24 protein-coding genes and 1 riboswitch are annotated in these 25880 nt (G+C 71.1%); of the genes, 5 read left to right on the forward strand and 19 right to left on the reverse strand.

What is annotated here, in order from left to right; all coding sequences use genetic code 11:
- Nucleotides 1-33: 33 nt before the first annotated feature.
- The 4 genes from ACGFML_RS28355 to ACGFML_RS28370 form a co-directional block, all read right to left on the reverse strand.
- Nucleotides 34-510, reverse strand: a complete 477-nt coding sequence (locus ACGFML_RS28355) for a DUF5304 domain-containing protein (RefSeq protein ID WP_393548381.1) — start codon at nucleotides 508-510, stop codon at nucleotides 34-36.
- Nucleotides 511-575: 65 nt separating this feature from the next.
- The gene (locus tag ACGFML_RS28360) at nucleotides 576-1793 is read right to left on the reverse strand and encodes an ArsA family ATPase (protein WP_393548383.1); all 1218 of its coding nucleotides are present in this window, start codon (nucleotides 1791-1793) and stop codon (nucleotides 576-578) included.
- A 2-nt stretch (nucleotides 1794-1795) separates the two neighbouring features.
- A complete protein-coding gene (locus ACGFML_RS28365; protein ID WP_393548385.1) occupies nucleotides 1796-2272 on the reverse strand; it encodes an SRPBCC family protein in 477 nt (158 codons plus the stop codon).
- 158 nt (nucleotides 2273-2430) lie between these two features.
- Entirely contained in the window at nucleotides 2431-3207 is a 777-nt protein-coding gene (locus ACGFML_RS28370; RefSeq protein WP_393548387.1) for a metallophosphoesterase, read from the reverse strand.
- 274 nt (nucleotides 3208-3481) lie between these two features.
- Between ACGFML_RS28370 and ACGFML_RS28375 the strand changes: the two genes are divergently transcribed.
- Entirely contained in the window at nucleotides 3482-5278 is a 1797-nt protein-coding gene (locus tag ACGFML_RS28375; protein ID WP_393548389.1) for an AMP-dependent synthetase/ligase, read from the forward strand.
- Nucleotides 5279-5756: 478 nt separating this feature from the next.
- Here ACGFML_RS28375 and ACGFML_RS28380 read toward each other — a convergent pair whose 3' ends face one another.
- A complete protein-coding gene (locus ACGFML_RS28380; RefSeq protein ID WP_393548391.1) occupies nucleotides 5757-6899 on the reverse strand; it encodes a glycosyltransferase family 4 protein in 1143 nt (380 codons plus the stop codon).
- 162 nt (nucleotides 6900-7061) lie between these two features.
- Here ACGFML_RS28380 and ACGFML_RS28385 point away from each other — a divergent pair, with 162 nt between their 5' ends.
- Nucleotides 7062-8354: a glycosyltransferase 87 family protein gene (locus ACGFML_RS28385; protein ID WP_393548393.1), complete on the forward strand. Its 1293-nt coding sequence runs from the start codon at nucleotides 7062-7064 to the stop codon at nucleotides 8352-8354.
- On the opposite strand, the gene ACGFML_RS28390 is transcribed toward ACGFML_RS28385, so the two are convergent.
- From ACGFML_RS28390 to ACGFML_RS28410, 5 genes are all read right to left on the reverse strand, one after another.
- On the reverse strand, nucleotides 8311-9702 hold the full coding sequence (locus ACGFML_RS28390) for a hypothetical protein (protein ID WP_393548395.1): 1392 nt from the start codon (nucleotides 9700-9702) through the stop codon (nucleotides 8311-8313). The genes ACGFML_RS28385 and ACGFML_RS28390 overlap by 44 nt on opposite strands.
- A gap of 51 nt (nucleotides 9703-9753) precedes the next feature.
- Nucleotides 9754-10791: an NlpC/P60 family protein gene (locus tag ACGFML_RS28395; protein ID WP_393548396.1), complete on the reverse strand. Its 1038-nt coding sequence runs from the start codon at nucleotides 10789-10791 to the stop codon at nucleotides 9754-9756.
- A 252-nt stretch (nucleotides 10792-11043) separates the two neighbouring features.
- A complete protein-coding gene (locus tag ACGFML_RS28400; protein WP_393548398.1) occupies nucleotides 11044-12063 on the reverse strand; it encodes an NlpC/P60 family protein in 1020 nt (339 codons plus the stop codon).
- Between the two features lie 303 nt (nucleotides 12064-12366).
- On the reverse strand, nucleotides 12367-13740 hold the full coding sequence (locus ACGFML_RS28405; RefSeq protein ID WP_393548400.1) for an NYN domain-containing protein: 1374 nt from the start codon (nucleotides 13738-13740) through the stop codon (nucleotides 12367-12369).
- An 18-nt stretch (nucleotides 13741-13758) separates the two neighbouring features.
- On the reverse strand, nucleotides 13759-13998 hold the full coding sequence (locus ACGFML_RS28410; RefSeq protein WP_393548448.1) for a hypothetical protein: 240 nt from the start codon (nucleotides 13996-13998) through the stop codon (nucleotides 13759-13761).
- Nucleotides 13999-14280: 282 nt separating this feature from the next.
- Here ACGFML_RS28410 and ACGFML_RS28415 point away from each other — a divergent pair, with 282 nt between their 5' ends.
- On the forward strand, nucleotides 14281-14961 hold the full coding sequence (locus tag ACGFML_RS28415; RefSeq protein WP_393548450.1) for a rhomboid family intramembrane serine protease: 681 nt from the start codon (nucleotides 14281-14283) through the stop codon (nucleotides 14959-14961).
- Nucleotides 14958-15239: an Lrp/AsnC family transcriptional regulator gene (locus tag ACGFML_RS28420; protein ID WP_393548402.1), complete on the forward strand. Its 282-nt coding sequence runs from the start codon at nucleotides 14958-14960 to the stop codon at nucleotides 15237-15239. Before ACGFML_RS28415 ends, ACGFML_RS28420 begins: the two co-directional genes overlap by 4 nt.
- A gap of 514 nt (nucleotides 15240-15753) precedes the next feature.
- Here the strand turns inward: ACGFML_RS28420 and ACGFML_RS28425 are convergent.
- The 6 genes from ACGFML_RS28425 to ACGFML_RS28450 form a co-directional block, all read right to left on the reverse strand.
- Entirely contained in the window at nucleotides 15754-17124 is a 1371-nt protein-coding gene (locus tag ACGFML_RS28425) for an aminotransferase class V-fold PLP-dependent enzyme (protein ID WP_393548404.1), read from the reverse strand.
- 168 nt (nucleotides 17125-17292) lie between these two features.
- Nucleotides 17293-17410: riboswitch (SAM riboswitch) on the reverse strand.
- A 91-nt stretch (nucleotides 17411-17501) separates the two neighbouring features.
- Nucleotides 17502-18566, reverse strand: a complete 1065-nt coding sequence (gene trpD, locus ACGFML_RS28430; RefSeq protein WP_393548406.1) for an anthranilate phosphoribosyltransferase — start codon at nucleotides 18564-18566, stop codon at nucleotides 17502-17504.
- Nucleotides 18567-18705: 139 nt separating this feature from the next.
- Nucleotides 18706-20343, reverse strand: a complete 1638-nt coding sequence (locus ACGFML_RS28435; RefSeq protein WP_393548408.1) for a cytochrome bc complex cytochrome b subunit — start codon at nucleotides 20341-20343, stop codon at nucleotides 18706-18708.
- Nucleotides 20340-21401, reverse strand: a complete 1062-nt coding sequence (locus ACGFML_RS28440; RefSeq protein WP_393548410.1) for a Rieske 2Fe-2S domain-containing protein — start codon at nucleotides 21399-21401, stop codon at nucleotides 20340-20342. The genes ACGFML_RS28435 and ACGFML_RS28440 overlap by 4 nt, the downstream gene beginning before the upstream one ends.
- The gene (locus ACGFML_RS28445; protein WP_393548412.1) at nucleotides 21398-22207 is read right to left on the reverse strand and encodes a c-type cytochrome; all 810 of its coding nucleotides are present in this window, start codon (nucleotides 22205-22207) and stop codon (nucleotides 21398-21400) included. The genes ACGFML_RS28440 and ACGFML_RS28445 overlap by 4 nt, the downstream gene beginning before the upstream one ends.
- A gap of 85 nt (nucleotides 22208-22292) precedes the next feature.
- A complete protein-coding gene (locus ACGFML_RS28450) occupies nucleotides 22293-22913 on the reverse strand; it encodes a heme-copper oxidase subunit III (RefSeq protein WP_393548414.1) in 621 nt (206 codons plus the stop codon).
- Between the two features lie 270 nt (nucleotides 22914-23183).
- On the opposite strand from ACGFML_RS28450, the gene ACGFML_RS28455 reads away from it, so the two are divergent.
- Nucleotides 23184-23585: a hypothetical protein gene (locus tag ACGFML_RS28455; RefSeq protein ID WP_393548416.1), complete on the forward strand. Its 402-nt coding sequence runs from the start codon at nucleotides 23184-23186 to the stop codon at nucleotides 23583-23585.
- Nucleotides 23586-23616: 31 nt separating this feature from the next.
- Here the strand turns inward: ACGFML_RS28455 and ACGFML_RS28460 are convergent, their stop codons facing one another.
- The 3 genes from ACGFML_RS28460 to ACGFML_RS28470 form a co-directional block, all read right to left on the reverse strand.
- Nucleotides 23617-24894, reverse strand: coding sequence for an Ig-like domain-containing protein (locus tag ACGFML_RS28460; RefSeq protein WP_393548417.1), 1278 nt, complete (start codon nucleotides 24892-24894; stop codon nucleotides 23617-23619).
- A gap of 137 nt (nucleotides 24895-25031) precedes the next feature.
- A complete protein-coding gene (locus ACGFML_RS28465; RefSeq protein ID WP_393548419.1) occupies nucleotides 25032-25430 on the reverse strand; it encodes a cytochrome c oxidase subunit 4 in 399 nt (132 codons plus the stop codon).
- The coding region (locus tag ACGFML_RS28470) for a cbb3-type cytochrome c oxidase subunit I (RefSeq protein ID WP_393548421.1) at nucleotides 25427-25880 on the reverse strand (454 nt) is incomplete at its 5' end. The genes ACGFML_RS28465 and ACGFML_RS28470, both read right to left, overlap by 4 nt.

The raw sequence follows: 25880 nt of genomic DNA on the forward strand, positions 1-25880 counted from the left end.
GACCGCCTTCCCCTGCCGTGTGGTGGCGGGGTCTCAGTCGAGGTCGATCCGCTCGGTGCCGGCGGGACCGTCGTCGCGCGGGTCGTCGGGACGGTCCCGGCCCGGGCGGTCGGTGTCGTCGTCGTCACGGGTCCAACGGCTCTCGCTGCGCTCGACGGCCGAGCGGTAGGCGGCGAGCAGCTCCGTCCCGGCCGCCGCGAGGTGGTCGAAGACATCGGGGTTGCGCTCGATGACCGGCTCCACTGCCGCCTTGGCCTGCCGGAAGAGCTGGCCCATGGCACCCTGCGCGGCGATCCCGCCCAGCGCACCGGGCAGCTGGATGCCCGCGAGCTTGTCCGTCACGGCCTCGGCGAGCTTGCGCAGCTCCTCGGCGGCGCTGCCCGGCTGCGGGCCGTACTCGGTGCGGCGGCGCGCCTTCTCCGCCGCGAGGTCCTCGGCGCAGGCCGTCTCCCAGGCGTCGGTGTCGAAACCGGCCGGCTGGTCGGCAGGGCGCTCGGTGGCATCACTCATGATGATCTCCGTGGACTCCGGCGGCGGGGCTCACCCCCGACGTTACCCGAATGGTGGTACGGCGTTCAGGGACTCTTGGGCCACAGGCCCGGATCGGGTGCGAAGCGGATGTCGAGGACGCCGTCCCTCAGCCCGGCGCCGGAGACGGTGCAACGGCGCAGCGCGGAGGGAAGCGTGCGGATGCGCCGGAAGGCGCCGACGGTGACGACGATCTCGTCGCCGCGGCGCACCAGCCCGAGGCCCTCACGCCGGGCGCCGGGCAGCGGCACCCGCCACAGGAGGATGCCGTCGGTGGCGAGGCGGTCCACCACGGTCCAGGGGTCGCGGGAAGCGGTGGCGGCGTCGGCGTCGTGGTGCGCCGGGTCCACCTCGTCCAGCGGTTCCCCGCCCGCGGTCAGCCGGTCCAGGTCCTCGACGCCCTGGGGATCGCGGCCCAGGTGCGCCACCTCGTGGACGGCCACGTCGGGGCACTCCTCGCGCAGCGCCTTCAGGGCGGCCTGCTGGCTGCCGGAGAGGGCGGCGAGGAAGGGGTCGGCGGAGCCGGTGGGCAGCAGCCGGTTGACGAGGACGGCGTCGGTGCGGCGGCCGTGGAGCGCGAGCCCGGCGCGCACCGGGCGCAGTCCGGCGGCGGCGACCGGGCCGGCGTCGGTGACCAGGCGTACGCAGGTGCCGGGGTCGTCGATCACCCGCTGGACGGCGGCGAGTTCGCCTTCCCAGCGCTCGGCGGCCTCGTACAGCTTCTGGGCCGGCATCGGCACGCCGGCGAGCTGGGCCAGCACCGGGCGCAGCGCGCGGGCGGCCTGGCGTTCGGGCGGCAGCAGGCGGCGCAGGTAACGGCGGACCTGGGCGGGCAGCGCGAGCAGCCGGATCGTTTCGTCGGCGGGCGGCATGTCGACGACGAGCAGGTCCCAGGCGTCCGAGGCGTGTTCGGTGCGCAGGGCGTGCAGCAGCGCGAAGGCTTCGGAGCCGGGGAGTTCGGTGAGTTCGTCCGCGTCGAGGGGCGCGGCGCCGAGCAGGTCGAGGGCGGCTCCGGCGCGGTCCTGGAAGGCCAGGAACTCCTGCCGGAACCGGTCGCCGGAGTCGATGCGGCGGGCGTGCAGGCCGGGAGCCACCGGGGTCGCGGATTCCGCGCTCAGCCGGGTGTGCAGCACCGCTTCCGGAGCGCTGCTGCCGGTCGTGAGCAGCAGGACGCGCGCGCCCCGCCGGGCACCGGCCAGGGCGGTCGCGGCGGCCAGCGTGCTGCGACCCGCGCCGCCGGGCCCGGTGACGAGGACGGTGCGCACGCTCAGAGCTTCTTGCCCTCGTCGGCGGCGGACGCCTCAGGGCCGCTCTCCACCCGCTTCTTCAACCCGGCCAGCGCGCGGTCGATGATGACCTTCTCCGCCTTGCGCTTGATCATGCCGAGCATCGGGATCTTCACATCGACGGTCAGCTGGTAGGTGACCTCGGTGCTCCGGCCGCCGCCCACCGCGGCCAGGCGGTACGAGCCGTCCAGCGCGCGCAGCATCTGCGACTTGACCAGCGACCAGCTGACCTCGTTCTCGCCGGTCCACTTGTACGCGAGGGTGTGGTCGTCCTTGATCGCACCGGCGTCCAGCACCAGGCGCACCTGCTCGGCGCGGCCCCGGTCGTCCTTGGCCAGCACCTCCGCCTCCTTGACCTCTCCGGTCCACTCCGGATAGCGGTCAAAGTCGGCGATCACTCCCATCACTTCGGCGGGTGCCGCCTCGATCGTGATGCTTGAGCTGGTGTGTTCGGCCATCGCCGTGACTCCTCCATGCCGTTCATGCGGATTTCATGCCGATTCGGGCCGGTCCGCCGACTCGCGTCGAACTCGTCAAACTCCGTGTCTCTGCTGCTGAAGGCTACCGCGCGGGCCGACGCCGGCGGACTCCGCCGGCCCCCGCCCCGCCCGCGACCTCACCACTCGAGGACGTAGGGCGTGCCCGTCGCGTTGAAGTGCCCGACGTTGATGCACTCGGTGGCGCCGATCCGCATCCGGCGGGCGAGCGGCTGGTGCACATGACCGAAGAGGGAGTAGCGGGGGCGGGTCCGGCGGATGGCCTCCAGCAGCGCCGAACTCCCGCGCTCGAAGCGGCGGGCCACGACGTCGTAGCAGAGTTCGGGGACCTCCGGCGGGATGTGCGTGCACAGCACGTCCACCTCACCCAGCGCCTCGATCTTGGCGGCGTACTCCTCGTCCCCGATCTCGTACGGGGTGCGCATCGGCGTCGTCAGCCCGCCGCCGACGAAGCCGAAGACCCGGCCGCCGATCTCCGCCCGCTGGCCGTCGAGCACGGTGACGCCGTCGCCCGCGTACTCCGGCCACAGCCGCGGCATGTCCACGTTTCCGTAGGTGGCGTACGTCGGCGTCGGGAAGGCGGCGAACAGTTCGGCGTACTGCTTTCGGACGGCGCCCTCGATGACCGACTCGCGGCTCCGGCCCGTGCGGTCCAGCTCCGTCCAGAGCCGTCGGCCCAGTTCGCGGGCCTCCTCGAAGCGGCGCGCGGTGCGCAGTTCGACGAGGGCGTGGGCGTTCTCGACACCGAACAGCTCGGGGAAGATGCCACGCGAGTGATCGGCGTAGTCCAGGAAGAGGACGAGGTCGCCGAGGCAGACGACGGCATCGGCGCCGTCGCCCGCGGCGGCCAGGCCGCCGCTGTTGCCATGTACGTCACTGACCACATGCACACGCATGACGTCACCCTAGATGCCCCGGGCAGTTGCCGGGAGGCCGCCCGCGACCTGGGGTTACTTTCGGGTCAGTACGTCGCTGGTCTAGTCTGCGCGGAAGCAGTCCCAGGGCGTGCCGTAAAGCGTGTGACGCATCAAACATCTCGGCGTGCCCCCCTATCCCAAAGGCAATACCGGTGGGTAACGTCCGGGCAGTCCAATCCCCCTTGCACAATCATGGACCGCAACCGGTGTACACACAGCGTCGTGGCGCCGGCGCCAATGAGGAGCAGCAGTCTTGCGCGAGTTCAGCCTTCCGGCCCTGTACGAGGTCCCCGCAGACGGCAATCTGACGGATCTCATCCGCCGAAACGCCGCGCAGCACCCGGATGTTGCGGTCATCGGACGCAAGGTGAACGGCCAGTGGCAGGACGTCACCGCCACCGCCTTCCTCGCCGAGGTCCGTGCCGTGGCCAAGGGCCTGATCGCCTCCGGGGTCGGCCCCGGCGACCGGGTCGGCCTGATGTCGCGCACTCGCTACGAGTGGACGCTGATGGACTTCGCCATCTGGAGCGCCGGCGCGATCACCGTCCCGGTGTACGAGACCAGTTCCGCCGAGCAGATCCAGTGGATACTCGGCGACTCGGGCGCGGTCGCCTGCCTGGTGGAGAGCCCCGCGCACGAGGCCGCCGTCGAGTCGGTCCGCGACCGGCTGCCGGGCCTGGAGAACATCTGGCAGATCGAGCGGGACGCGGTGGCCCGGCTGCGGGCCGCGGGCGACGGCATCACCGACAGGGAGGTCGACGAGCGCAGCGCGCTGGCCGACGCGGACTCCCCCGCCACCATCGTCTACACCTCCGGCACCACCGGCCGCCCCAAGGGCTGTGTGCTCAGCCACCGCAGCTTCTTCGCCGAGTGCGGCAACGTCGTCGAGCGCCTGCGCCCACTCTTCCGCACCGGTGACGCCTCCGTCCTCCTCTTCCTGCCCGTGGCGCACGTCTTCGGACGGCTGGTCCAGGTGGCGGCCCTGATGGCCCCCATCAAGCTCGGCCACGCCCCGGACATCAAGCACCTCACCGACGACCTCGCCTCCTTCCGCCCGACGATGGTCCTGGGCGTCCCCCGCGTCTTCGAGAAGGTCTACAACTCGGCGCGCGCCAAGGCCCAGGCCGACGGCAAGGGCAAGATCTTCGACAAGGCGGCGGACACCGCGATCGCCTACAGCCGGGCGCTCGACAGCGCCGACGGCCCGTCCCTCGGGCTGAAGGTCAAGTACAAGGTCTTCGACCGCGTCGTCTACGGCAAGCTGCGCGCCGTCCTCGGCGGCCGCGCCACCCACGCCATCTCCGGCGGCGCCCCCCTCGGCGAGCGGCTGGGCCACTTCTACCGCGGCATCGGCTTCACCGTCCTGGAGGGCTACGGCCTGACGGAGTCCTGTGCGGCCACCGCCTTCAACCCGTGGGACCGCCAGAAGATCGGCACGGTCGGCCAGCCGCTCCCCGGCTCCGTCGTCCGCATCGCCGACGACGGCGAGGTCCTGCTGCACGGCGAGCACCTCTTCACCGAGTACTGGAACAACCCCTCGGCCACCGAAGAGGCCCTCTCCGACGGCTGGTTCCACACCGGCGACATCGGCACCCTCGACGAGGACGGCTACCTCGCCATCACCGGCCGCAAGAAGGAGATCCTGGTGACCGCGGGCGGCAAGAACGTCGCTCCGGCGGTGATCGAGGACCGCATCCGCGCCCACGCCCTGATCGCCGAGTGCATGGTCGTCGGCGACGGCCGCCCGTTCATCGGCGCGCTGGTCACCCTCGACGAGGAGTTCCTCCCGCGCTGGGCCGAGGAGCACGGCCACCCGGCCGACGTCTCCCCCGCCGTGGCCGCCAAGGACCCGGAGCTGCTGGCGGCCGTCCAGCGCGCCGTCGACGACGGCAACGCGGCCGTCTCCAAGGCCGAGTCGGTGCGCAAGTTCCGCATCCTGCCGACCCAGTTCACCGAGGAGTCGGGCCATGTCACGCCGTCGCTGAAGCTCAAGCGGAATGTGGTGGCGAAGGACTTCGCCGAGGAGATCGAGGCCATCTACCGGGGGTAGCCGGTTCGCTGCGCTTTGCCTGGGCCCCACGTTGTCGGCTGTCCCGCCGTGGTGGTTGTTCGCCGTTGCTCCCCCACTGCCCAAAGGGCGTGGGAGGTACCCCCACGCGGCGGGCGTGGGTTTGTAGGGTGCGGTGCCGCTCCTCCGGACTCCGTCCTGCGGCGCGGCCCCTCCCGTGAGTGGGGGGAAAGAAAAGACCAGTGGGGCCGACGCCTCGTCTTCGGCTCTGCTGTGATCCGTCCACAGGCAGCACCTGACCACCGACACTCACCCCCACCGGTCTCCCTCCCACCCCCAACGGAGAGGGGCCGGACCGCAGGACGGAGTCCGGAGGGCCGGTCCCGCAGCCGAACAGCCCCGCGCAGCGGCCACAGCCCGCCGCAGGCGCCACGGCGGGACAGCCAAAAGCGTGGGGCGCCGGCCAAGCGCAGCGCAACGGCGGGAAAGCCGACAACGTGGGGCGAGGCAAAGCGCAGCGTTAAAGCAACCGCTCAAGCCGCGCAGCGAGCTGGTCCCAGCGCCACTTCTCCTCCACCCAGGCGCGGCCCCGGGCGCCCATCGTGCGGCGCAGGGCGGGGTCCTTCAGGAGGGCGACGATGCGTTCGGCAGTGGGGGTGGGTGAGCCGCCGGGGACCACCCAGCCCGTTTCGCCGTCCAGGACGGCGTCGGGCGCGCCGCCGGAGTCGCCGGCCACGACGGGCAGGCCGGTGGCGGAGGCCTCCAGGTAGACGATGCCGAGACCTTCGACGTCGAGGCCGCCGCGCCGGGTGCGGCACGGCATGGCGAAGACGTCGCCCGCACCGAAGTGGGCCGGCAGCTCCTCCCAGGGGACGGCGCCGGTGAAGCGCACGGAGTCCGCTACGCCCTTGTGCCGGGCCAGCGTGCGCAGCTCCTTCTCGTACGGGCCGCCGCCGACGACCAGCAGCACCGCGTCCGGAACCTCGGCCACGACGGCGGGCATCGCCTCGATGAGGGTGTCCTGGCCCTTGCGCGGGACGAGCCGCGAGACGCACACCACGACCGGCCGGCCGGCCAGGCCCAGCCGGGCCCGTACGGCGTCGCCGCCCGAGCCGGGGTGGAAGGTCTTCTCGTCGACGCCGGGCGGGAGCTGGACCATCCGCGCCACGGCCTCGGGGGTGAGTGCCGCGGCGATCCGCGAGCGGGTGTACTCGCCGAGGTAGGTGAGGGTGTCGGTGCCCTCCCCGATCCGGCGCAGCAGCCCGCGGGCGGCGGGCAGCTGCGCCCAGCCCGCCTCGTGGCCGTGCGTGGTCGCCACGATGCGTCGGGCCCCGGCCGAGCGGAGCGCCGGCGCCATCAGCCCGAGGGGGGCGGCCGCGCCGAACCACACCGAGGAGCAGCCGTGTTCCCGCAGGAGCGAGGCGGCCCGCCGGGTCACCCGCGGCGTGGGCAGGAGCATCGTCGTACGGTCGCGGATCACCGTGAACGGCTGCTCGGCGTCGAAGGCGGCGGTGGCCGCGAGACCTTCCTTGGTGCGCTTCCAGGTCGAGGCGTAGACGACGACCTGGGACGGGTCCAGGCGCAGCGCCATGCTGTGCAGGAAGGCCTGGATGCCGCCGGGCCGGGGCGGGAAGTCGTTCGTGACGATCAGGGTCTTGGGCACGGTGGTCTCTCGGGCGGGTTTCCAGGGGCCGGTCCCGGCCGACAGTACCGGTCGCCGGGCGGCGGCCGGCGGCCCGGCCCGCCACACCCGCACCGCCTCCACCGCCCTGACCGGACGCTGCCGGATGATGCACGGAGACCCGGCGGGGAGTGGTGACGTGAGATGACCGGCATCGGCGGGGCGCGCGGCGGACGGCTGCCGGTCGGCGTCTGGGCCGTGACGCGGGCCGTGATCCTGCTGTGCGTGCTGCGGGTGGTTCGGCTACCGGGGCCGGATGTGACGAGCGACGTCTCGGTGATCTACCGGGGCTGGTCCGAGGTCCTCCGCGGCGGCGCCTTCCCCCTCGACGACGTCACCTGGCAGTACCCGCCGGGCGCCGCGCTCGCCGTCCTCTCCCCCGGGCTGCTGCCGTTCCTCGACTACACCACGGCGTTCGTCGTGCTGATGCTCGCGGCGGACGCGGCCGGGCTCGCCCTCCTCCTGCGCACGGCGCGCCGGCCGGGCCATCGCGCCGCCGGGGTCTGGGTGTGGATCGCGGGCGTGGCGCTGCTCGGCCCGACCGCGTACGCCCGCTACGACCTGGTGGTCGCTCTCGTCGCCGCGGCGGCGCTGTGCGCGGCGGCCCGCCGGCCGCGGCTGGCGGGCGCCCTGGTCGGGTTCGGTGCACTGCTGAAGGTCTGGCCGGTGCTGCTGCTGACCGGGGCTGCCCTGCGCGGCCGCCCCGCCCGCTCCCTGTGGCTCGCCGCGGCGGGCACCGCGGCCGGGCTGACGGCGCTCTCCACGGTCGCCGCCCCCGGCGCGCTCGCCTTCCTCACCTTCCAGCGCGACCGCGGTACGGAGATCGAATCGCTCGGCGGACTCGTCCTCCATCTGGCCCGCCGCGCGGGCTGGGAGGGGCGGGTGGTGCTGCGCTACGGCTCGGTGGAGTTCGTCGGGCCGGGGGTCCCGCTCGTCAGCGCCCTGTCGTTCGCGCTGACCGGCGCCGCGCTGGCCTGGCTGCTCCGCTGGCGGCTCCGCGCCCGGGAGACGACGGCCGAAACACTCCGCGACGCCGCTTTCACGGCCACCCTGCTGTTCACCACCACCAGCCGGGTGATCAGCCCGCAGTACGTGCTGTGGCTGGTGGCGCTGGCTGCGGTGTGCATGACGGCGGGGACCGGCCGGCAGGCCCTGCCGGTCGCGCTCGTGCTGGTGGCGGCCGGGGTCACGCTGCTGGAGTTCCCGGTCTGCTTCGCCCATGTGGTGGCGAGCGACGGCCTCGGCACCACCTTGCTGGCGTTGCGGAACGGGCTGCTGGTGGCGGCCTCGCTGCTGGCCTGCCGCCGGCTGTCGGCCGTGACGCGGGCGGATGGGCGCCGGGTGCCCGACGGCCGTACGGCGGCCCGCGCGCACCGGCCCGCGGCCCGCCCGCTCACCCCAGCTGCCCCGCCACATAGTCCCGCCACTGCCGAGTGAACTCCGCCATGCTGATGCCGAGTTGGGCCCGCATCGTGCGGTCCAGGCGCTCGGCGCGGTCCGGCTGGTGGCGCTCGCGCGCCGACGCCGAGCCGGGCGAGGGGTGCGCCGTCGGCCGGTGGGTGGCCTGCTGCGCCTCCATCGGCCCGCCCAGGCGCCCCGACGCGATCTCCGCGCCGCTGAGGCCCGCCGCCCGGTAGAAGGCGATCAGCTTGGTCTCGCCCCACTTGTCGGCGATCATCCGGCAGGCCAGCCAGCCGCCCTCGTACGCCTTCGCCAGCCGGTCCGCGCCGGCCTGGAAGCCGAAGTCCTGGTCGGTGGGGAGGCGTTCGGGGGCCTTGCCGGTCGCCACCGCGCGGGAGAGCTCGGGGGCGGTGACGGCGGCCTGGTGGCGTATCTCGCGGTAGGCGACCCAGTCGGCGAATCCCTCGGAGAGCCAGAGCGGGGTGACCGCGGTGGTGACCGTGCGGGTGGCGACGTGGGTGGTCTCGTGGGTGAGGACGACCGCGCGTCCGAGGTCGTTGAGCTCCTCGTACGCCTCCGGGTTGACGATCACCCGGTCCGCCGGCGCGGTCGTGGAGGCGCCCGCCTCTCCGGTGGTGACGGCCGCGATGCCCGCGTAGCCGGCGGCATCGTCGCTGCCCAGCAGCTGCGCCATCCGCTCCACCGTGTCGGGGGCCTCCACGATCACGTTCCCCGACCACCTGCCCTGCCAGGCTTCGGAGACGGCCGGCACGGCCTCGTCGACGCGGTCGGCCAGGTCGCGCAGCCGCTCCGGGTCCGATCGGCCGCCGAGCACCAGGCTGTGCCTGCCGCGGACCATCCGCACCGGGCCCTGGTCCCAGAGCTGGCGGGTGCCGGTCCTGCCGGACGCGGCGCCGTCGGTGTCCGAGGAGACCCGCCAGCGGCCCGCCCGCCGGGTGAGCGTGAGGTACTGCAAGGAGGTGACGGGGGCGGTGTCATAGCCCTTGAGGCGGTAGCTCAGCCGGACCTTCGCGGCCATCCGCCCGCGGGGGCCGCCCGCCGGCAGCGGGAAGGCGTCGGTGGAGACCAGGTCGTAGTGCCAGTCGGTGAGCGGCACCGCCCCGATGTTGCCGATGACCCGGCGCTGGCGGGCGCGGTAGCCCGTGGCCCGTGGGTCGACGGTGGCCAGGAAGGCGGCGGTGTCCCGGTGGCGGACGGCCCGCGCGCGGGAGTCGAGCATCCGCTGGACGTCCGGATAACGGTCGCTCGGCGGGGACTGGGGCGCGCAGCCGCTGAGCGGGACGAGCAGCACGAGGAGGGGGACGGCACAGGCCGCCGCCCCGGCCCGGGACGGCCAGCGCCGTCGCGCCCGCTGACGTGACATGCCGCCGATCGTATGTGCGGCCCGGGCGGGGCAAAAACGCTGGGCGGGGATCTACGGCCGGGTGACGGAGGCGATGGGCATCATGCCGACCGGGTCGTAGCGGACCCGGGCGCCCGGATAGGGCGCGTGCACGACCTGTCCGTTGCCGACGTACAGCCCGACGTGACTGGCGTCGGAGCGGTAGACGACCAGGTCGCCGGGCTGCGCCTGGGACAGCGGCACCTGGCGGCCGGCGCCGCGCTGGGCCTGGGAGGTACGCGGGATGGAGACTCCGGCGCGCTCATAGGCCCATTGGGTGAGTCCGGAGCAGTCGAAGGCCGCGGGGCCGGTGCTTCCCCAGGCGTACGGCGAACCGACGGCGGCCCGCACCGCGGCGACGGCCGCCGCGGCCCGCCCGGAGGCCGGTACGACGCCGGAGAGGTCGGGGAACGCCCCGTCCCGCCCGTCGCTGCGGGAGACCCGGTCGTAGGCCGCCCTGGCATCCCGGGGCAGCTCGTTCAGCAGCCGCTGTGCGGCGGCCAGCCTGTGCTGGACGGCCTTCTTGTGCCGGGCGACGTCCCGGCGGCCGGCCACCAGGTCGGCCAGCTTCGCGGTGGTCGCCCGCCGCTGCTGCTCCAGGAACCGCTGTGCGCCCCGCAGCTCGCGCAGCTCGGCGGCCTGGACGGTGTGCAGCCGGTCGAGCGCGGAGGCCTTCTCCAGGTAGCTGTCCGGGCGTTCGGAGAGCAGCAGCCGGACGGTGGGGTCCAGGCCGCCGGTCCGGTACTGGGCGGCGGCCAGCGCACCGAGCCGGGTGCGCATCCGGTTGACCCGCCCCTGGGCGCGGGCGGTGCGGTCCTGGAGGTTCGACACCTCGTCCCGCAGCCGCCGGGTCAGATCACTGGCGCCGTTGAACTTCTCGGTGGCCCGTTCGGCCTCCTCGTAGAGCCTGTCGACCCGCGCGGTGGCCGCCTCCCGGCCCGCGGCGGGGTCGGCCGAGGCCGGTGCCCCGGACAGTGCGGCGGCCGCGGTGGCCAGGGCCGCCGCGGAGGCGACGGTGACACCGGTGCGGGTGACGGGACCTGGCTGCGAGCTACGGCGATGGGAGACCACGAATGCCGCACTCCTTCCGTGTGCAGCCGCTGCCGCCGGGAGGGCGGACGGTGACCGGCGGCGCGAGGCTGGACAGTAACCGTGCGGGCAGGCGCGGACCAAAGACCCCTTGCCGTACGCAAAAAGCCGCCCCGACGGTGACTGTGCAGGTCACCGGCGGGGCGGGAAGTCAGCGGCGGGGGCCGCAATTCGCCCGTTCGGGCGGCAGATTGGCAGTGTGGTGAGGCTTTTCCGACCCGGGTGACGGGACGGTCAGACGCGCACGCCGAACGCGAACGGCATGTTGTTGATGGACTCGTAGCGCACCGCGGCACCGGGCTTCGGGGCGTGCAGCACCGTGCCGTTGCCCGCGTAGAGGCCGATGTGGTGCAGGTCGCCGTAGAAGAGCACCAGGTCGCCCGGCTTGAGGGCGTCCTGCGAGATCCGGGTACCGGCGTTGGCCTGCTCCTGCGACGTGCGCGGCAGCGACTGGCCGGCCTGCTGGTAGGCCCAGGAGGTCAGACCCGAGCAGTCGAAGGAGGACGGACCGGTGGCGCCCCAGACGTAGGGCGAGCCGATCTTGGACTGGGCGGCGGCCAGGGCGGCCGCACCGCGCTGCGAGGCGGGCAGGTCGTCGCCGAGGTTGACCCGGGAGTTGCTGCGGTTGGCGCGGTCCTCCTTGGCCTGCATGGCCGCCCGCTCCTTGGCGGTCAGCGTGTTGAGGAGCTCCTGCGCCTTGGCGAGCTTGCCCTTGATCTCGTCCTTCTTGTCGCCGAGCGCCTTACGGGTCTCGGAGAGGTCCTTGATCTTGCCGGCCGCCTCAGCGCGCTCCTGGGCGAGGCGCCGCTGCTTGTCCGCGACGGTCTTCAGCTGCTCGGCCTGGTGACCGCTGAGCTGGTCCAGGGTGGCGGCCTTGTCCAGGTAGGTGTCCGGGTCGCCGGAGAGGAAGAGCTGCACGGAGGGGTCGATGCTGCCGCTGCGGTACTGGCCGGAGGCGACGGCGCCCAGGCCCTTGCGCATCTGGTTGAGCTCACCCTGGCCGCGGGCGACCTTGTCCTGGAGGCTGTCGACCTCTTTTTGCAGCTTGTTCTGGTCTTCCTTGACGCCGTTGTACTTCTCGGTGGCCTGCTCCGCCTGCTCGTAGAGCTTGTCGACCTCGGACTTGACGTCCTTCTTGGTCGGGTCGGCGGCCTGGGCTGCCTGGGACGAGAGGGCGACGGCCGCGGCGGCGGTCGCGGTGAGCACGGTCACGCGAGTACGGCTCGGCTGCTTGGGTCGACGGTGGGACGCCACGGGGGCGAGCTCCTTCTTCCTCCAGCCGCCTACCGGGAAGTGGGGGGGTGAACCCCGGCTCCGCGTGAACGCCGCGGACTCGGCGGTACCTTCACTGACCATCCCGGTTGGATAATCACCTGTATGAAGGTTCGGGCCTGACCTTAGTAACCAAGCTGTGATCGCTTCAAATCCCCACGGGAAAAAACTGCGCCGCCAACCCCATCTTTTACCAACATCACACGGCCAGTAAGCGTCAATTGACGCTGCGATACGGAAGGTCCGGGATTTTCCCGACAGGACGGCACCGGGGCCGCGAAACCGTCAGGTCCGGGCAAGTCGCTTGAGGAGCAGGGCCGATGCGACCGGCCGGGCACCCGCCTTCGCGACGCCGTCGGCCACCTCCCGGTCCGTGGAGACCACGACCACCGGACGGCCGGGCGGTTCGGCCCGTACCAGCTGACGGATCAACTCATCGGCCGTGACGCCCGGTTTGCTGAAGAGGACCCGGACGCCGCGCGGGGGCGCGAGGAGCACCGGCGCCGCCAGCTCCGCACCGTCGAAGACACAGGTCATCTCCGCACCCGTCTGCGCGGCCAGCACCGCCAGCCCACCGAGCAGCCGCAGCCGCTGTTTGTCCAGAGGCATGGTGGGATAGCCGGTTTTGGTGACGTTGTAGCCATCCACCACCAAATGCGCCTGGGGCAGCGCCAGTAGCTGGTCGAGCAGCGCCGGATCGGTGTCCGACAGTGCCCGGGTCGCGATGTCCTTGGGCGTCATCCTGCCCGGCGCGACCGCCTCGACGGTGTCCGCCGGGTGGACGCTGGCGGGCGGCAGGGCCAGCTCGCGGCGCAGCCCCTGGGCGGCGTCCAGCACCGTGTCCAGCAGCAGGCGCAGCCGCATGTCCTCGACGCTGCGGCCCTCGCGAGCGGCCCGCCGGCTGGTCTCCAGCGTGGTCTCGACCTCCGCGACACGGGCCTTGAGGCGGCGCAGCTCGCTGTCCGCGAGCGTCTTCTCGGTCGCCGCCTGGGAGCGGGCGGCCTCCAGCGCGGCCTCCGCCTTGCGCACCCCCGCCTCGCCCCGCTTGACGTCGCTCAGGGCGCTGCGCAGCTTGCGCTGCAGCGATTCGTTCTCCTTGCGGGCGGCGTCCAGGTCGACGCGCGCCCGGTCGACGTCGGCGCGGGCCTCGCCGCGCGTGCGGGCCAGCTCGTCGCGCAGCCGCGTCAGCTCCCGCTCGGCCTCCTGACCGGCCCGCTCGGCGTGCGCCCGCTGTGCCTCCTCACCGGCCGCCGCGACGAGCTTGACCCAGCCCTCGGGACGCAGCACATACGCCGCCGCCGCGACGTCCAGCGGATCCGCGGCCGCGGGCGGGGTACCGTCCTCCAGTGCCGCGGCCAGCTCCGGCTGGGCCTCGCGCAGCTTGCCCGCGATCCGCTGCCGGAAGACGGCGTCGCCCTCCAGCGCCGCGGCCATGGCGTTCCCGGCGAACTTGGCCCGGCGAGTGGGGGTGAACCGGGCGTACTGCCGCAAAGGGGGCGGAAGTTCGGAGACCGTCAGCGCACCGAACGACTCCGCGGTGAGCGCCACGACACGGCGCCGTACGCCCTCGGGCAGCGGGCGGTCGAGCGCTTCGTCGACGGCACCCTCGGATGCGTCGGCCTGCGCCGCCCCCGACTCCCTTTCTGGACGCTCCACCACGGCTCGATCGCTCCGATCTCAGGCGCTCGCGCCCGGCCGGTCCACCAGCTCGATCTGGTCGACCGCATTGCACCAGCGGCAGCGCACGGACTCGATGCTCTCACTGAGGACCTCGCGCTCCTCCACCTCCGGCTCCCCGGCCAGATCGAGGTGGACGTACTCCACCACCTTGGACCGGCGGGTCACGTCGAAGCGGGTGAGGTTGCCGCAGAGCGTGCAGCGCCACCGCGTTTCGGCCGTCGGCAGGGGAACACCCATCGTGTCGTCCTCTTTCGTACTCGTCATGCTCGTCATCTCGTCCTGATGTGCGGGTTCACGCGGTGCGCCGTCGGACTGCGGAAATACGCAAAGTACTGCCTGTAACCCTACGGCCTGACAGGGGGCCGATGCGGGCCGTGCCCAGGAGGCGGGATGCGGCGAGGCACTCTGTCCCGAATGCCCGCATTGCGCCATGATCACTTCATGACGCCGCCGTCCCTGTTCCCCGGTCTCCCCCGGCCTTCGCACCCCGCCCGCTCGCTGACGGCGGTCTTCTCCCGGATGACGAACGTCCTGATCGGGCTCTGCTGCGTGCTCTTCGTGATCGGCCCCGCCTCCGGCCTCAACCACGTCTACGGCACCGGTGATGCGCTGCTCCGGGCCCAGACCGCCTACTTCGAGCGCTGGGGCGTGATCCCGCTCGACCTGTGGAGCGGCTCGGCCCGCGCCCTGGTCACCCCGCTGACCGCGCTGTTCATCCACGGCAGCTGGCTGCACCTGCTCGGCAACATGCTGTTCTTGTATGTGTTCGGCGGCATGACGGAAACCCGGATGGGGCGGCTGCCGTTCACCGCCTTCTATCTCATCGTCGGATATTTGGCCCTGCTCGGCTACGCGGCCGCCCACGCCGCCTCGGGGCAGACCCTGGTGGGCGCCTCCGGCTCGATCTCCGGCGTCCTGGGCGCCTTCCTGTTCCTCTTCCCCAAGGCCCGGGTCACCAGCGTCTTCCCGTTCCTGTTCTTCCTGCCGCTGCGCTTCCCCGCCTGGATCGTGCTGCTCTTCTGGTTCGCGCTGCAGTGGCAGGCCGCGCAGGACGACCCCAACGGTCCCGGCGTCGCCTACCTCGCCCATGTGGTCGGCTTCGCGCTCGGCTTCCTCTACGCATGGGTGCGTTACAGGAGGGATAGTGTGGGGCCCACCAGGGGGAGCGAACCGGCGACCGAGGGAGAGAGCCAGCCGTGATCACGTCGATCGTGCTCATCAAGACCAGCGTGGACCAGATCCCGGAGATCGCCGAGAAGATCGCCGCTCTGGAAGGTGTCAGCGAGGTCTACTCCGTCACCGGCGCGCACGATCTGATCGCCATGGTGCGGGTCGCCGCCCACGACGACCTCGCCGACGTCATCCCCGGCCGGATCAGCAAGGTGCCCGGCGTCGCCTCGACCGAGACGCACATCGCCTTCCGCACCTACTCCCATCACGACCTCGAAGCGGCCTTCGCCATCGGCCTCGACGCCTAGTCGCTGCGCTTGGCCTGGGCCCCACGTTGTCGGCCGTCCCGCCGCGGGGGCTCGTCGCCGTTGCTCCCCCACTGCCTAAAGGGCGTGGGAGGTACCCCCACGCGGCGGGCGTGGGTTTGTAGGGTGCGGTGCCGGCCCTCCGGACTCCGTCCTGCGGTCCGTCCCCTCCCGTGAGTGGAAGGGGAAAAGACCGGTGGGGCCGACGCCTCGTCTTCGGCTTCTCTCTGATCTGCCCACAGGCAGCACCTGACCACCGACATGCATTCCCACCGGTCTCCCTCCCACCCCCAACGGAGAGGGGCCGGACCGCAGGACGGAGTCCGGAGGGCCGGTCCCGCAGCCGAACAGCCCCGCGCAGCGGCCACAGCCCGCCGCAGGCGCAACGGCGACAAACCACCACGGCCGGACGGACAACAAGGGGCCCAAGCAAAGCGCAGCGAACGGGCCGCAGGCGCCACGGCGACAAACCCCTACGGCGGGAAAGCCAAAAACGTGGGGCCCAAGCCAACCGGCGTCACCGCAGTGGCACGCAACGGCCTTCCTCGGTGCGGTAGTTCCACCGTGCGCCGTCCGTCACCAGCTCCTTGACCGCCCGAACGAACCGCTCCACGTGCTCGTCGGGGGTACCCGCCCCGAAGCTGACCCGGATGGCGTTCAGCGACCGCTCGCCGGGCGCCGCCTCCGGAGCGCCGCACTCCCCCGGCTCCTGCGGCTCGCTGCCCAGCAGTGTCCGTACGAGCGGGTGCGCGCAGAACAGGCCGTCGCGGACGCCGATCCCGTACTCCGCCGACAGTGCGGCCGCGAAGTGCGAGCTGTTCCAGCCCTCGACGACGAAGGAGAGCACGCCCACCCGCGGGGCGTCGTCGCCGAACAGGGACAGGACGTTGACCTCGGGAACCTCCGCCAGGCCCGCGCGGAGCCGGGCGATCAGCGCCTGCTCGCGGGCGACCAGTCCCTCGAATCCGGCCTCGGTCAGCGCCTGGCAGGCAGAAGCGATGGAGTAGGCACCGATGACGTTCGGCGAACCGGCCTCGTGGCGGGCCGCGGTGGTGTGCCACTCCACGTCCACCCCGCCGTCCGTACGCCGCGAGACCTTCCGGCTGGCACCGCCGCCCGCCAGATACGGCTCCGCGTCCTGCAGCCAGTCCGCCCGGCCCGCCAGCACCCCGGCACCGAACGGCGCGTACAGCTTGTGCCCGGAGAAGGCGATCCAGTCGACGTCCAGCTCCTCGATGTCGACGGGGTGGTGCGGGGCGAGCTGCGCCGCGTCCAGCACGATCCGGGCGCCGTGCGCATGCGCGGCCGCCGCCAACTCCCGCACCGGCCACAGCTCACCGGTCACGTTCGAGGCACCGGTGACGCACACCAGCGCGGGACCGTACGGTTCGCGCTCGGCCAGCGCCTGCTCCAGGGTGTCCACCGCCTGCTGCGGCGTGCGCGGCGCGTTGAGGTACGTCACGGCGGCATCCGCGCGCTGCTCCCACGGGAGCAGCGAGGCATGGTGCTCGGTCTCGAAGACGAACACCCGGGTGTGCTGCGGCAGCGCGGCCGCGAGGAGGTTGAGCGAGTCGGTGGTGGAGCGGGTGAAGACCACCTGGTCGTCGGCGCGGCAGCCGAGGAAGTCGGCGATGGTCCTGCGGCTGTTCTCGAAGAGGTCGGTGGAGAGCTGCGAGAGGTATCCGGCGCCGCGGTGGACGCTGCCGTAGTACGGGGCGTAGGCGGCCACGTCGTCCCAGACCCGCTGCAGGGCCGGGGCGCTGGCGGCGTAGTCCAGTGCGGCGTAGTCGACCTCGCCGCCGGTCACCAGCGGGACGAGGACATCCCGTCCCAGAACCGGCAGCGGGGCACAAACGGAACGGTCGGCGGCAACGGCGGAGACAGACATGGTGAACTCCCGTGAGAGGCAGGCGAATTACTGCGGCCGGGTGCGCGGAAGGGCACGGCGACGGCCGCAGTGAAGAGACAAAGGGGGTGCGGGAATGGGGCCGACGGCCCTATCGCATTCGCTGCATCACGGAAGGTGCTCCCTCGAGGACCAGGATCCCTGGCGAGGGATCCGCGCTTGCCGTAGACCTCGCTGCCTACGGCCTGGTCATCACCCGGGGCACCCCGCCACGGACGGAGGGTTGCCGGACAGCGGGCCGGGGCCTATGTCGCTGTCACTCGTGACCTGCGCAGAATCATGCCATACGGCCGGTGCGGCGCAAGGCCCGGTCCGTATGACGGACCGAGCCCTGCGTCACACCCTGCGTCACCGCACGCTCAGGCGTTGCTGGCCGCGACCCAGCGCTCCAGCACCCGCTTCGCCTCGCCGGAGTCGATGGCCGCGGCGGCCTTGTCGATGCCGGCCCGGATCTGCTCCGTCAGCGACGCGTCGGACGGCTCCAGGGCGACCAGCGCCGCCGCGGCGTTCAGCAGCACCGCTTCGCGCACCGGCCCGCGCTCGCCGTCCAGCAGCCGGCGCGCCACGTCCGCGTTGTAGGACGCGTCCGCGCCGCGCAGGGCCTCCACCGGCACCAGCTCGATGCCGACGTCCCGCGGGTCGAAGGGCTCCTCCCGCACCGCGCCGTCCCGCACGATCCACACCCGGGAGGTCGCGGTGGTGGTCAGCTCGTCGAGCCCGTCGTCCCCCCGGAACACCAGCGCCGACGAGCCGCGCTCGGCCAGCACCCCCGCCAGGATCGGCGCCATCCGCGCGTCCGCGACGCCGGTGGCCTGGGCTTTGACCTTGGCCGGGTTGGTGAGCGGGCCCAGCACGTTGAAGGTCGTACGGATGCCGAGCTGGCCGCGGGCGTTGGCGACATGGCGCAGCGAGGGATGGAACTTCACCGCGGCGCAGAAGGTGATGCCGGCTTCCTCTGCGACCTCGGTGACCCGCTTCGGGGTGAGATCGAGGTTGACGCCGAGCTTCTCCAGGACGTCCGAGGCGCCGCTGGCCGAGGAGGCCGCGCGGTTGCCGTGCTTGACGACCTTGGCGCCGGTGCCGGCCACCACGATCGAGGACATCGTGGAGATGTTGACGGTCTTGGCTCCGTCGCCGCCGGTGCCGACGATGTCCACGCTGGGACCGGGCACCTTGATCAGCCGGGCGTGTGCGTACATCGTCCGGACCAGTCCGGAGATCTCGGCGACGGTCTCGCCCTTGGCCCGCAGCGCCACCGCGAACCCGGCGATCTGGGCGTCGCCCGCCTCGCCCCGCATGATCTTGTCCATCACCCAGGCGGTGTCGTCGGCGGTGAGGTCGTGGCCGTCCAACAGGTCGTTGAGGATGCCCGGCCAGGTGTGAGCCGCCACGCTGTCGCCGCCAACCGGGGTCACAACGTTCATGGTCCACGCTCCTGGTCTTCTCTACTGCCTGTGACCTCACCCTATCGAGCCCCGGGCACGCCGGAGGGCCCCGTCCGGATGGAGAAACGGGGCCCTCTGGGTGGCGTACTGCAGGCGGCGCGCCGGCGCGCCTCGGGGATCAGTGGTGGCCGTGGCCGCTGGTGATCTCCTTGTACTCCTCGACGGTGGGCTTGGCGATGACGTTGTCCTCGCCGTAGAAGGACTTCGAGAGCTTGGCGCGCAGCTTCTGCGCGCGCGTGAGCTTGCGCTCGACGCCGTTCTCGTCGACCTCCGGGCCCAGCTCCAGGGGGGCGGGCTGCTCGTGCTGGGTGAGCACGTGGAGCTGCTCCTGGTCGAGCGGCTCGTGGACCTCGACGAACTCACCGTGCGGCAGGCGCTTGATGATGCCCGACTCGCGGCCGTGCAGCACCTTGTCCCGGTCACGCCGCTGCAGACCCATGCAGATCCGCTTGGTGGCGATGAAGGACAGCACCGGAAGGACGAAGAATCCGATCCGGACGAACCAGGTGAGCGAGTTGAGCGACAGGTGGAAGTGGGTCGCCCACAGGTCGTTGCCGCCACCGATCAGCATCACGAAGTACGCGACGAGCCAGGCCACACCGAAGCCGGTGCGGGTCGGGACGTTGCGCGGGCGGTCCAGGATGTGGTGCTCGCGCTTGTCGCCCTTGACCCAGGACTCGACGAACGGGTAGACGGCGATGGCGACCAGGACCAGCGGGAAGATCACGATCGGGATCAGCACACCGAAGTTGACGGTGTGGCCCCAGAAGTTCCACTCCCAGCCCGGCATGACACGCACCAGGCCCTCGGCGAAGCCCATGTACCAGTCGGGCTGGGCGCCGGTGGACACCTGGTCCGGACGGTAGGGGCCGATGGCCCACACCGGGTTGATGCTGGCGACCGCGGCGATCACCGAGATCACACCGAAGACCAGGAAGAAGAAGCCTCCGGCCTTCGCCATGTAGACCGGCAGCAGCGGCATGCCCACGACGTTGTTGTTGGTCTTGCCGGCACCCGGGAACTGCGTGTGCTTGTGGTAGAAGACCAGGATCAGGTGCGCCACCAGCAGGCCGAGCATGATGCCCGGCAGCAGCAGGACGTGCACCGTGAAGAACCGCGCGATGATGTCGTGCCCGGGGAACTCGCCGCCGAAGATGAACATCTGCAGGTACGAACCGACCAGCGGCATCGCCAGGATGACGCCCTCGATGAACCGCACGCCGGTGCCGGAGAGCAGGTCGTCGGGGAGCGAGTAGCCGGTGAAGCCGGTGAACATGCCGAGCACGAACAGCAGGAAGCCGAACAGCCAGTTGACCTCGCGCGGCTTGCGGAAGGCGCCGGTGAAGAACACCCGCATCATGTGGACCATCATCGCGGCCAGGAAGACCAGCGCGGCCCAGTGGTGGATCTGGCGGATGAGCAGGCCGCCCCGGACGTCGAAGCTGATGTCCAGCGTCGACTCGAAGGCCTGCGTCATCCGGATCCCCTGCATGGGCACATAGGAACCGTGATAGGTCACCTCGGCCATGCTGGGGTGGAAGAACAGCGTCAGATAGACACCGGTCAGGATGATGATGATGAAGCTGTAGAGCGCGACCTCGCCCAACATGAAGGACCAGTGGTCCGGGAAGATCTTGCGCATGTTGGACTTGGCGAGGCTGTAGATGCCCAGCCGGCCGTCCGCCCAGTCGGCGATCCGCTCGCCCCGCGGCGCTTGGCCGCGGCGCGCGGTGGTCGCGCTTGTCTCGTTACTCATCCGCGCTCCCAGAAGCTCGGGCCGACGGGCTCCTCGAAGCCGTTTGCGGCCTCCAGGAAGCCGTCCTTCTCCGTGATGTGCAGCTGCGGCAGGGCGTGTCCTGCGGGGCCGAAGATCACCCGACCACCGTCAGAGAGGTCGAAGGTCGACTGGTGGCACGGGCAGAGCACGTGGTGCGTCTGCTGCTCGTACAGGCTGATCGGGCAACCGACATGGGTGCAGATCTTCGAGTAGGCCACGATGCCCTCGTGCGACCAGGACAGCTCGCGCTTGTCCTTGATGTTCTGCGGCTGGATCCGCACGAGCATCAGGGCGTCCTTGGCGATCTTCTCGTTGAAGTCCTCGCTGTCCTCCTCCAGGCCCTCGGGCTTGGCGAAGGTCAGGGAGCCGACCGCGATGTCCTCGGGGCGCAGCGGAAGGTTCGTCGACTGGTTGACCAGCCGGACGCCCTTCTTCCAGTTCGTCGTGCGCAGCTTGGTGCCGGGCAGCGGCCCGAGGTCGCGCAGCAGGACGACACCGGAGAGCGGCACCAGGGCCAGCGCGCCGAACATCGTGTTGCGGATCAGCTTGCGACGGCCGAACTGCGACTCCTTGGCACCCTGCGCGAAGTCCGCCAGAACCTTGGACTTGACCTCGGGGGCAGCCTCGATCGGGTGACGCTCGTCGGCGACCTCCTCGTCCGACATCAGCGTGCGGGCCCAGTGGACCGCGCCGGCGCCGATGCAGAAGAGTGCGACGCCGAGGGTGAGGCCCAGCGCGAAGTTCAGGGCGCTGATGTGCCCGATCGGCCAGATGTAGACGATCTTCTCGATCGGCACGGCCACGTAGCTGGCGATGAAGCCGACCGTGGCCACCATCGACACCAGGAACAGCAGCGCCACGGTGCGCTCGGAGCGCCGGGCGGCCTTCTCGTCGATGTCCTGGACGCGGTGCTCGTGCGCCGGCAGGCCGGGGTCAGCGAACGGGTTCTCCGCCCTCGCCACCGCACCCTCGTGCGCCGTCCCCCGCTCGGGGAGAGTCTCGTCTGGCACGTCTTCGTGTCGTTCCGTCTCACTCATGACTTCTTGGCCTTCGTAGTCCGGGCTGCGACCCAGATGGCGACCGCGATCAGCGCGCCCAGGCCGAAGATGTAGCCGAAGAGACCCTCACTGACCGGACCGAGACCGCCGAGGTCCAGGCCGCCGGGGCTCTCGGACTCATCGCCGTTGACGGCGCCGAGATACGCGATGATGTCCTTCTTGTTTTCCTTCGACAGCGAGCCGTCGCCGAAGGAGGGCATGTTCTGCGGGCCGGTTTCCATGGCCTCGTAGATGTGCTTCGGGTCCACGCCCTCGAGCGTCGGTGCGAACTTGCCGTTGGTGAGGGCGCCGCCCTTGCCGGTGAAGTTGTGGCACTGCGCGCAGTTCGTGCGGAACAGCTCGCCGCCCTTGCCGATGTCGGCACCGTCCGCGCTGTACTGCTGCTTGTCGGGCACGGTGGGACCGGCACCCAGCGACGCGACGTAGGCCGCGAGCTGGTCGATCTGGGCGTTGGTGTAGATGTTCCGCTTTTTCGGCACCTGGGCGCCGGGCTGCTGCGCGGGCATGCGGCCGGTACCGACCTGGAAGTCGACGGCTGCGGCGCCGACGCCGACCAGGCTGGGGCCGTCGGAGGTGCCCTGACCGCCGGTGCCGTGGCAGCTTGCGCAGCCCACGGCGAAGAGCTTTTTGCCCTCCTTGATGGCAAGGGACTGGGCGGTGTCATCGGCCTGAGCCTTGTCCGCCGGCGCGAACGCGGCGTACAGCCCCCCAGTGACCGCCAGCGCGAAGAGTAGGACGACGAGCGCCGCCAGCGGATGGCGCCGTCGTGCGGAGAGCTTTTTCACGGATTACCCCGGTGTCAGGATCTTCTGCGTCGATGCTTTGGCTATGTCTGAAATGCGTAACCGGTCCCGACCGGATGCGTACCGGTTACCGGATCAGGTAGATCGTGGCGAAGAGGCCGATCCAGACGACATCGACGAAGTGCCAGTAGTAGGACACGACGATGGCCGCGGTGGCCTGCGTGTGGGTGAACCTCTTGGCCGCGTACGTCCTGCCCAGGACCAGCAGGAAGGCGATGAGTCCGCCCGTCACATGCAGTCCGTGGAAGCCGGTGGTCAGGTAGAACACCGAGCCGTACGGGCCGGACGAGAGCGAGAGGCCCTCGTGCTTGACCAGTTCGGTGTACTCGAAGACCTGACCGCCGATGAAGATCGCACCCATGACGAAGGTGACCACGAACCAGGCCCGCAGCTTTTTGACATCGCCGCGCTCGGCGGCGAAAACGCCGAGCTGGCATGTCAGGGAGCTGAGCACCAGGATCGTGGTGTTGGTCGCGGAGAACGGAAGATTCAGCGCATCGGCGGATTCCTTCCAATACTCGGATCCGGTCACCGATCGGAGGGTGAAGTACATCGCGAAGAGGGCCGCGAAGAACATCAGCTCGGAACTCAGCCAGATGATGGTTCCGACGCTGGTGAGGTTCGGCCGATTGACCGTCGGGTGCGCGTGCCCGGTTTCTACTGTCGTTGCTGTCGCCACGACCGACATTATGTCGGTCGCTTATCCCGCCCTCACTCCGGGGGGTGCCGTTCGGTGTGTCAAGGCCCTACGACCTGCTCGCGAGGACCGGTGCGGCGATCGCCCGAAGGGGGGAACGGACCCGTGCGCGGCGACCGGGGGGCGCCGCCCCGACCAGTCCTGACGGCCCGTCGGCAAGATCCCGGATCGGTACGAACCCTCCTGCGGCGGCCCGGTCCGGGAGTAGCATCCGCCCAACGGTCCCACTCGAACTGTGCCGCTACGAAGCGTGGAGGAACGATGCAGGCGACTGCCACGGTGCTGGTCTACAGCGACAACGCCAACACCCGCGAGCAGGTCCGGCAGGCCGCCGGCCGCCGCCCCGCCGCGGATGTCCCGCAGATCGAGATCCTGGAGTGCGCCACCGCCCCCGCCGTGCTGGAGGCCCTGGAACAGGGCGGGATCGACGTCTGCGTGCTCGACGGCGAGACCGCGCCCGCGGGCGGCATGGGCGTGTGCCGGCAGATCAAGGACGAGATCTTCCGCTGCCCGCCGGTGCTGCTGCTCATCGGCCGCCCGCAGGATGCGTGGCTGGCGACCTGGAGCCGCGCGGACGCCGCCGTGACCCATCCGATCGACCCGGTGGCGTTCGCGGACTCGCTCGCCTCACTGCTGCGCCGCCGCCTGCTCGTACAGGCCTGAGCAACCGCCCTGAGCGGCTGCTGAGCGGCCTTCAGAGCTTCGGGCGGAGCCGGGCGTCGGCGGAGGCGTTCTGCTCGCGCTCGGCCGCTCCTGTGGTGGTCGATGCCTTGTTCTTCAGCGCGCTGCCCTCCCGCCACTCCCGCCAGGGCATGTTCCAGTCGCCGAAGCCGTTGTCGAACGGCGTCATGGTGTCGCCGCCGCTGTTGACGACCTTGACGACGTCGCCGACCCGGACGTGGTTGAAGAACCACTGGGCGTTGCCGGTGGACATGCCCGTGCAGCCGTGGCTGACGTTGGCGGCGCCCTGCGAGCCGACGGACCAGGGCGCGGCGTGCACGTACTCCCCGCTCCAGGTCACCCGGGTGGCCCAGTGGACCGGAAGGTCGTAGGAGTCCGAGCTGCCGGCGGAGATGCCGACGGTGGAGGAGCGCATCCGTACGAAGCTCTCCTTGCCGAGGACGACCTTGACGCCGTTGCGGGTGGAGAAGCCGGGCTTGCCGGTGGTGACGGGGATGGTGTTGATCTCCTCGCCGTTGCGCAGCACCGTCATCTGGTGTGACCCGGCGTCGGTGATGGCCTCCACGGCGTCGCCCGTGCTGATTTTCACAGGCTTGGCGGGACCTCCGTAGAGCCCGCGGGTGATCTTCAGGCCGTCCAGGTTGCTGTGCACGGCGATGGTGGCGTGGGCGGGCCAGTACGCCTTGGGGCGGAAGTGCAGGGACTTGCCGTCCACCCAGTGCCAGGAGCCCTCGACGCGCGGGGTGGAGTCCACCTTCAGGGCGCTCTCGACGACGGCCCGCTGCTTGGGGTCGGTGACTTCCTGGCTCAGTACGGCGGTGACCGGCTGGCCGACCCCGTATTCGCCGGTGTCCGGGCCGAACTTGACGCTGAGTCGGTCGTCGGCGGTGTCGGTGGTGTCGACGACGAGGGTCTTGCGGCCCGGTGAGCCGTCCTCGTTCTCGGTGCTCACCCGCACCGTGTAGCGCGTTCCGGCGGCGAGTGGCACGGTGGTGCGCCAGCGCTTGCCGTCGGCGCTCAGTTCGCCGCGGATGTAGCGGCCGGAGGTGTCGGTGGCGGTCACGTCCGTGATCCGCGCCTCGTCACCCTTGACGGAGACCTCAAGCGGCTTGTCGGGATCCGCTTTGTGCCTGCCGTTCGGGGTGTTGGCCGAGATCTGGTCGGCCGCGTCGTAGGGCTTGGCTGAGAGCGGGTCCGACGACGAGTCCCCGCAGGCGGTGGCGGTCACCGCCAGGGGGACTATCAGGAGGCCGCAGCTCAGCACCGTCCGGGTTCGAGGTCTATTGCTCATGTCCCAAAAATATGAAGAATCCCCCCGTACGGCGCGCTGGATGACTGCAAATGGGGTGTGCGACACGCCGGAACGGGAACGGGCCCGGACACCTGATGAGGTGTCCGGGCCCGTCCCGTACGGCGCGGGGGCCGTCCTTACTGCGTGCGGTTCTCGCCGTGGTAGTACTCGAAGACCCAGCCGAACAGGCCGACGAGGATCACCGGAAGCGAGAAGTAGAGCAGCCACCAGCCGAAGACGACGCCCATGAAGGCGAGCGCGCCGCCGATGCCGAGGGCGAGCGGCTGCCAGCTGTGCGGGCTGAAGAAGCCCAGCTCACCGGCGTCGTCCGCGACCTCGGCGTTCTCGTTGTCCTGCGCACCCGCGTCGACCCGCCGGGCCGTGAAGGCCAGGTAGTAGCCGATCATGATGCACAGGCCGAAGGCGAGGAACAGTGCGGTGGTGCCCGCGGGCTCCTTCGACCAGACGCCGTAGACGACCGCCATGGCGAGGACGAAGACGGCGAGCCAGATGAACATCTTGCCCTGGATCTTCACTTGCCAGCCTCCTTGCCGCCGGCGAGGGCCTTGTCGTCCGAGGCCCCGTGACCGTTGTGCAGCGCGTCGAGCGCCGCGATCTCCGGGTGGTGCAGGTCGAACGCCGGGGATTCGGAGCGAATGCGCGGCAGGGTGAGGAAGTTGTGCCGCGGCGGCGGGCAGGACGTCGCCCACTCCAGCGAGCGGCCGTAACCCCACGGGTCGTCCACCTCGACCTTCTTGCCGTACTTCGCGGTCTTCCAGACGTTGTAGAAGAACGGCAGGATCGACAGGCCCAGCAGGAAGGAGCTGATCGTCGAGATGGTGTTCAGCGTGGTGAATCCGTCGGCCGCAAGGTAGTCCGCGTAACGGCGCGGCATGCCCTCGGCGCCCAGCCAGTGCTGGACGAGGAAGGTGCCGTGGAAGCCGATGAAGAGCGTCCAGAAGGTGATCTTGCCGAGGCGCTCGTCC

The sequence above is a fragment of the Streptomyces sp. NPDC048650 genome (assembly GCF_043199095.1).
GTDB lineage: Bacteria > Actinomycetota > Actinomycetes > Streptomycetales > Streptomycetaceae > Streptomyces.

Coding starts and splice junctions, on each gene's coding strand:
- ACGFML_RS28355 (WP_393548381.1), bottom strand. CDS start 510: ATGAGTGATGCCACCGAGCGCCCTGCCGACCAGCCGGCCGGTTTCGAC.
- ACGFML_RS28365 (WP_393548385.1), bottom strand. CDS start 2,272: ATGGCCGAACACACCAGCTCAAGCATCACGATCGAGGCGGCACCCGCC.
- ACGFML_RS28370 (WP_393548387.1), bottom strand. CDS start 3,207: ATGCGTGTGCATGTGGTCAGTGACGTACATGGCAACAGCGGCGGCCTG.
- ACGFML_RS28385 (WP_393548393.1), top strand. CDS start 7,062: ATGACCGGCATCGGCGGGGCGCGCGGCGGACGGCTGCCGGTCGGCGTC.
- ACGFML_RS28390 (WP_393548395.1), bottom strand. CDS start 9,702: ATGTCACGTCAGCGGGCGCGACGGCGCTGGCCGTCCCGGGCCGGGGCG.
- ACGFML_RS28410 (WP_393548448.1), bottom strand. CDS start 13,998: ATGGGTGTTCCCCTGCCGACGGCCGAAACGCGGTGGCGCTGCACGCTC.
- ACGFML_RS28415 (WP_393548450.1), top strand. CDS start 14,281: ATGACGAACGTCCTGATCGGGCTCTGCTGCGTGCTCTTCGTGATCGGC.
- ACGFML_RS28425 (WP_393548404.1), bottom strand. CDS start 17,124: ATGTCTGTCTCCGCCGTTGCCGCCGACCGTTCCGTTTGTGCCCCGCTG.
- trpD (WP_393548406.1), bottom strand. CDS start 18,566: ATGAACGTTGTGACCCCGGTTGGCGGCGACAGCGTGGCGGCTCACACC.
- ACGFML_RS28435 (WP_393548408.1), bottom strand. CDS start 20,343: ATGAGTAACGAGACAAGCGCGACCACCGCGCGCCGCGGCCAAGCGCCG.
- ACGFML_RS28440 (WP_393548410.1), bottom strand. CDS start 21,401: ATGAGTGAGACGGAACGACACGAAGACGTGCCAGACGAGACTCTCCCC.
- ACGFML_RS28450 (WP_393548414.1), bottom strand. CDS start 22,913: ATGTCGGTCGTGGCGACAGCAACGACAGTAGAAACCGGGCACGCGCAC.
- ACGFML_RS28455 (WP_393548416.1), top strand. CDS start 23,184: ATGCAGGCGACTGCCACGGTGCTGGTCTACAGCGACAACGCCAACACC.
- ACGFML_RS28460 (WP_393548417.1), bottom strand. CDS start 24,894: ATGAGCAATAGACCTCGAACCCGGACGGTGCTGAGCTGCGGCCTCCTG.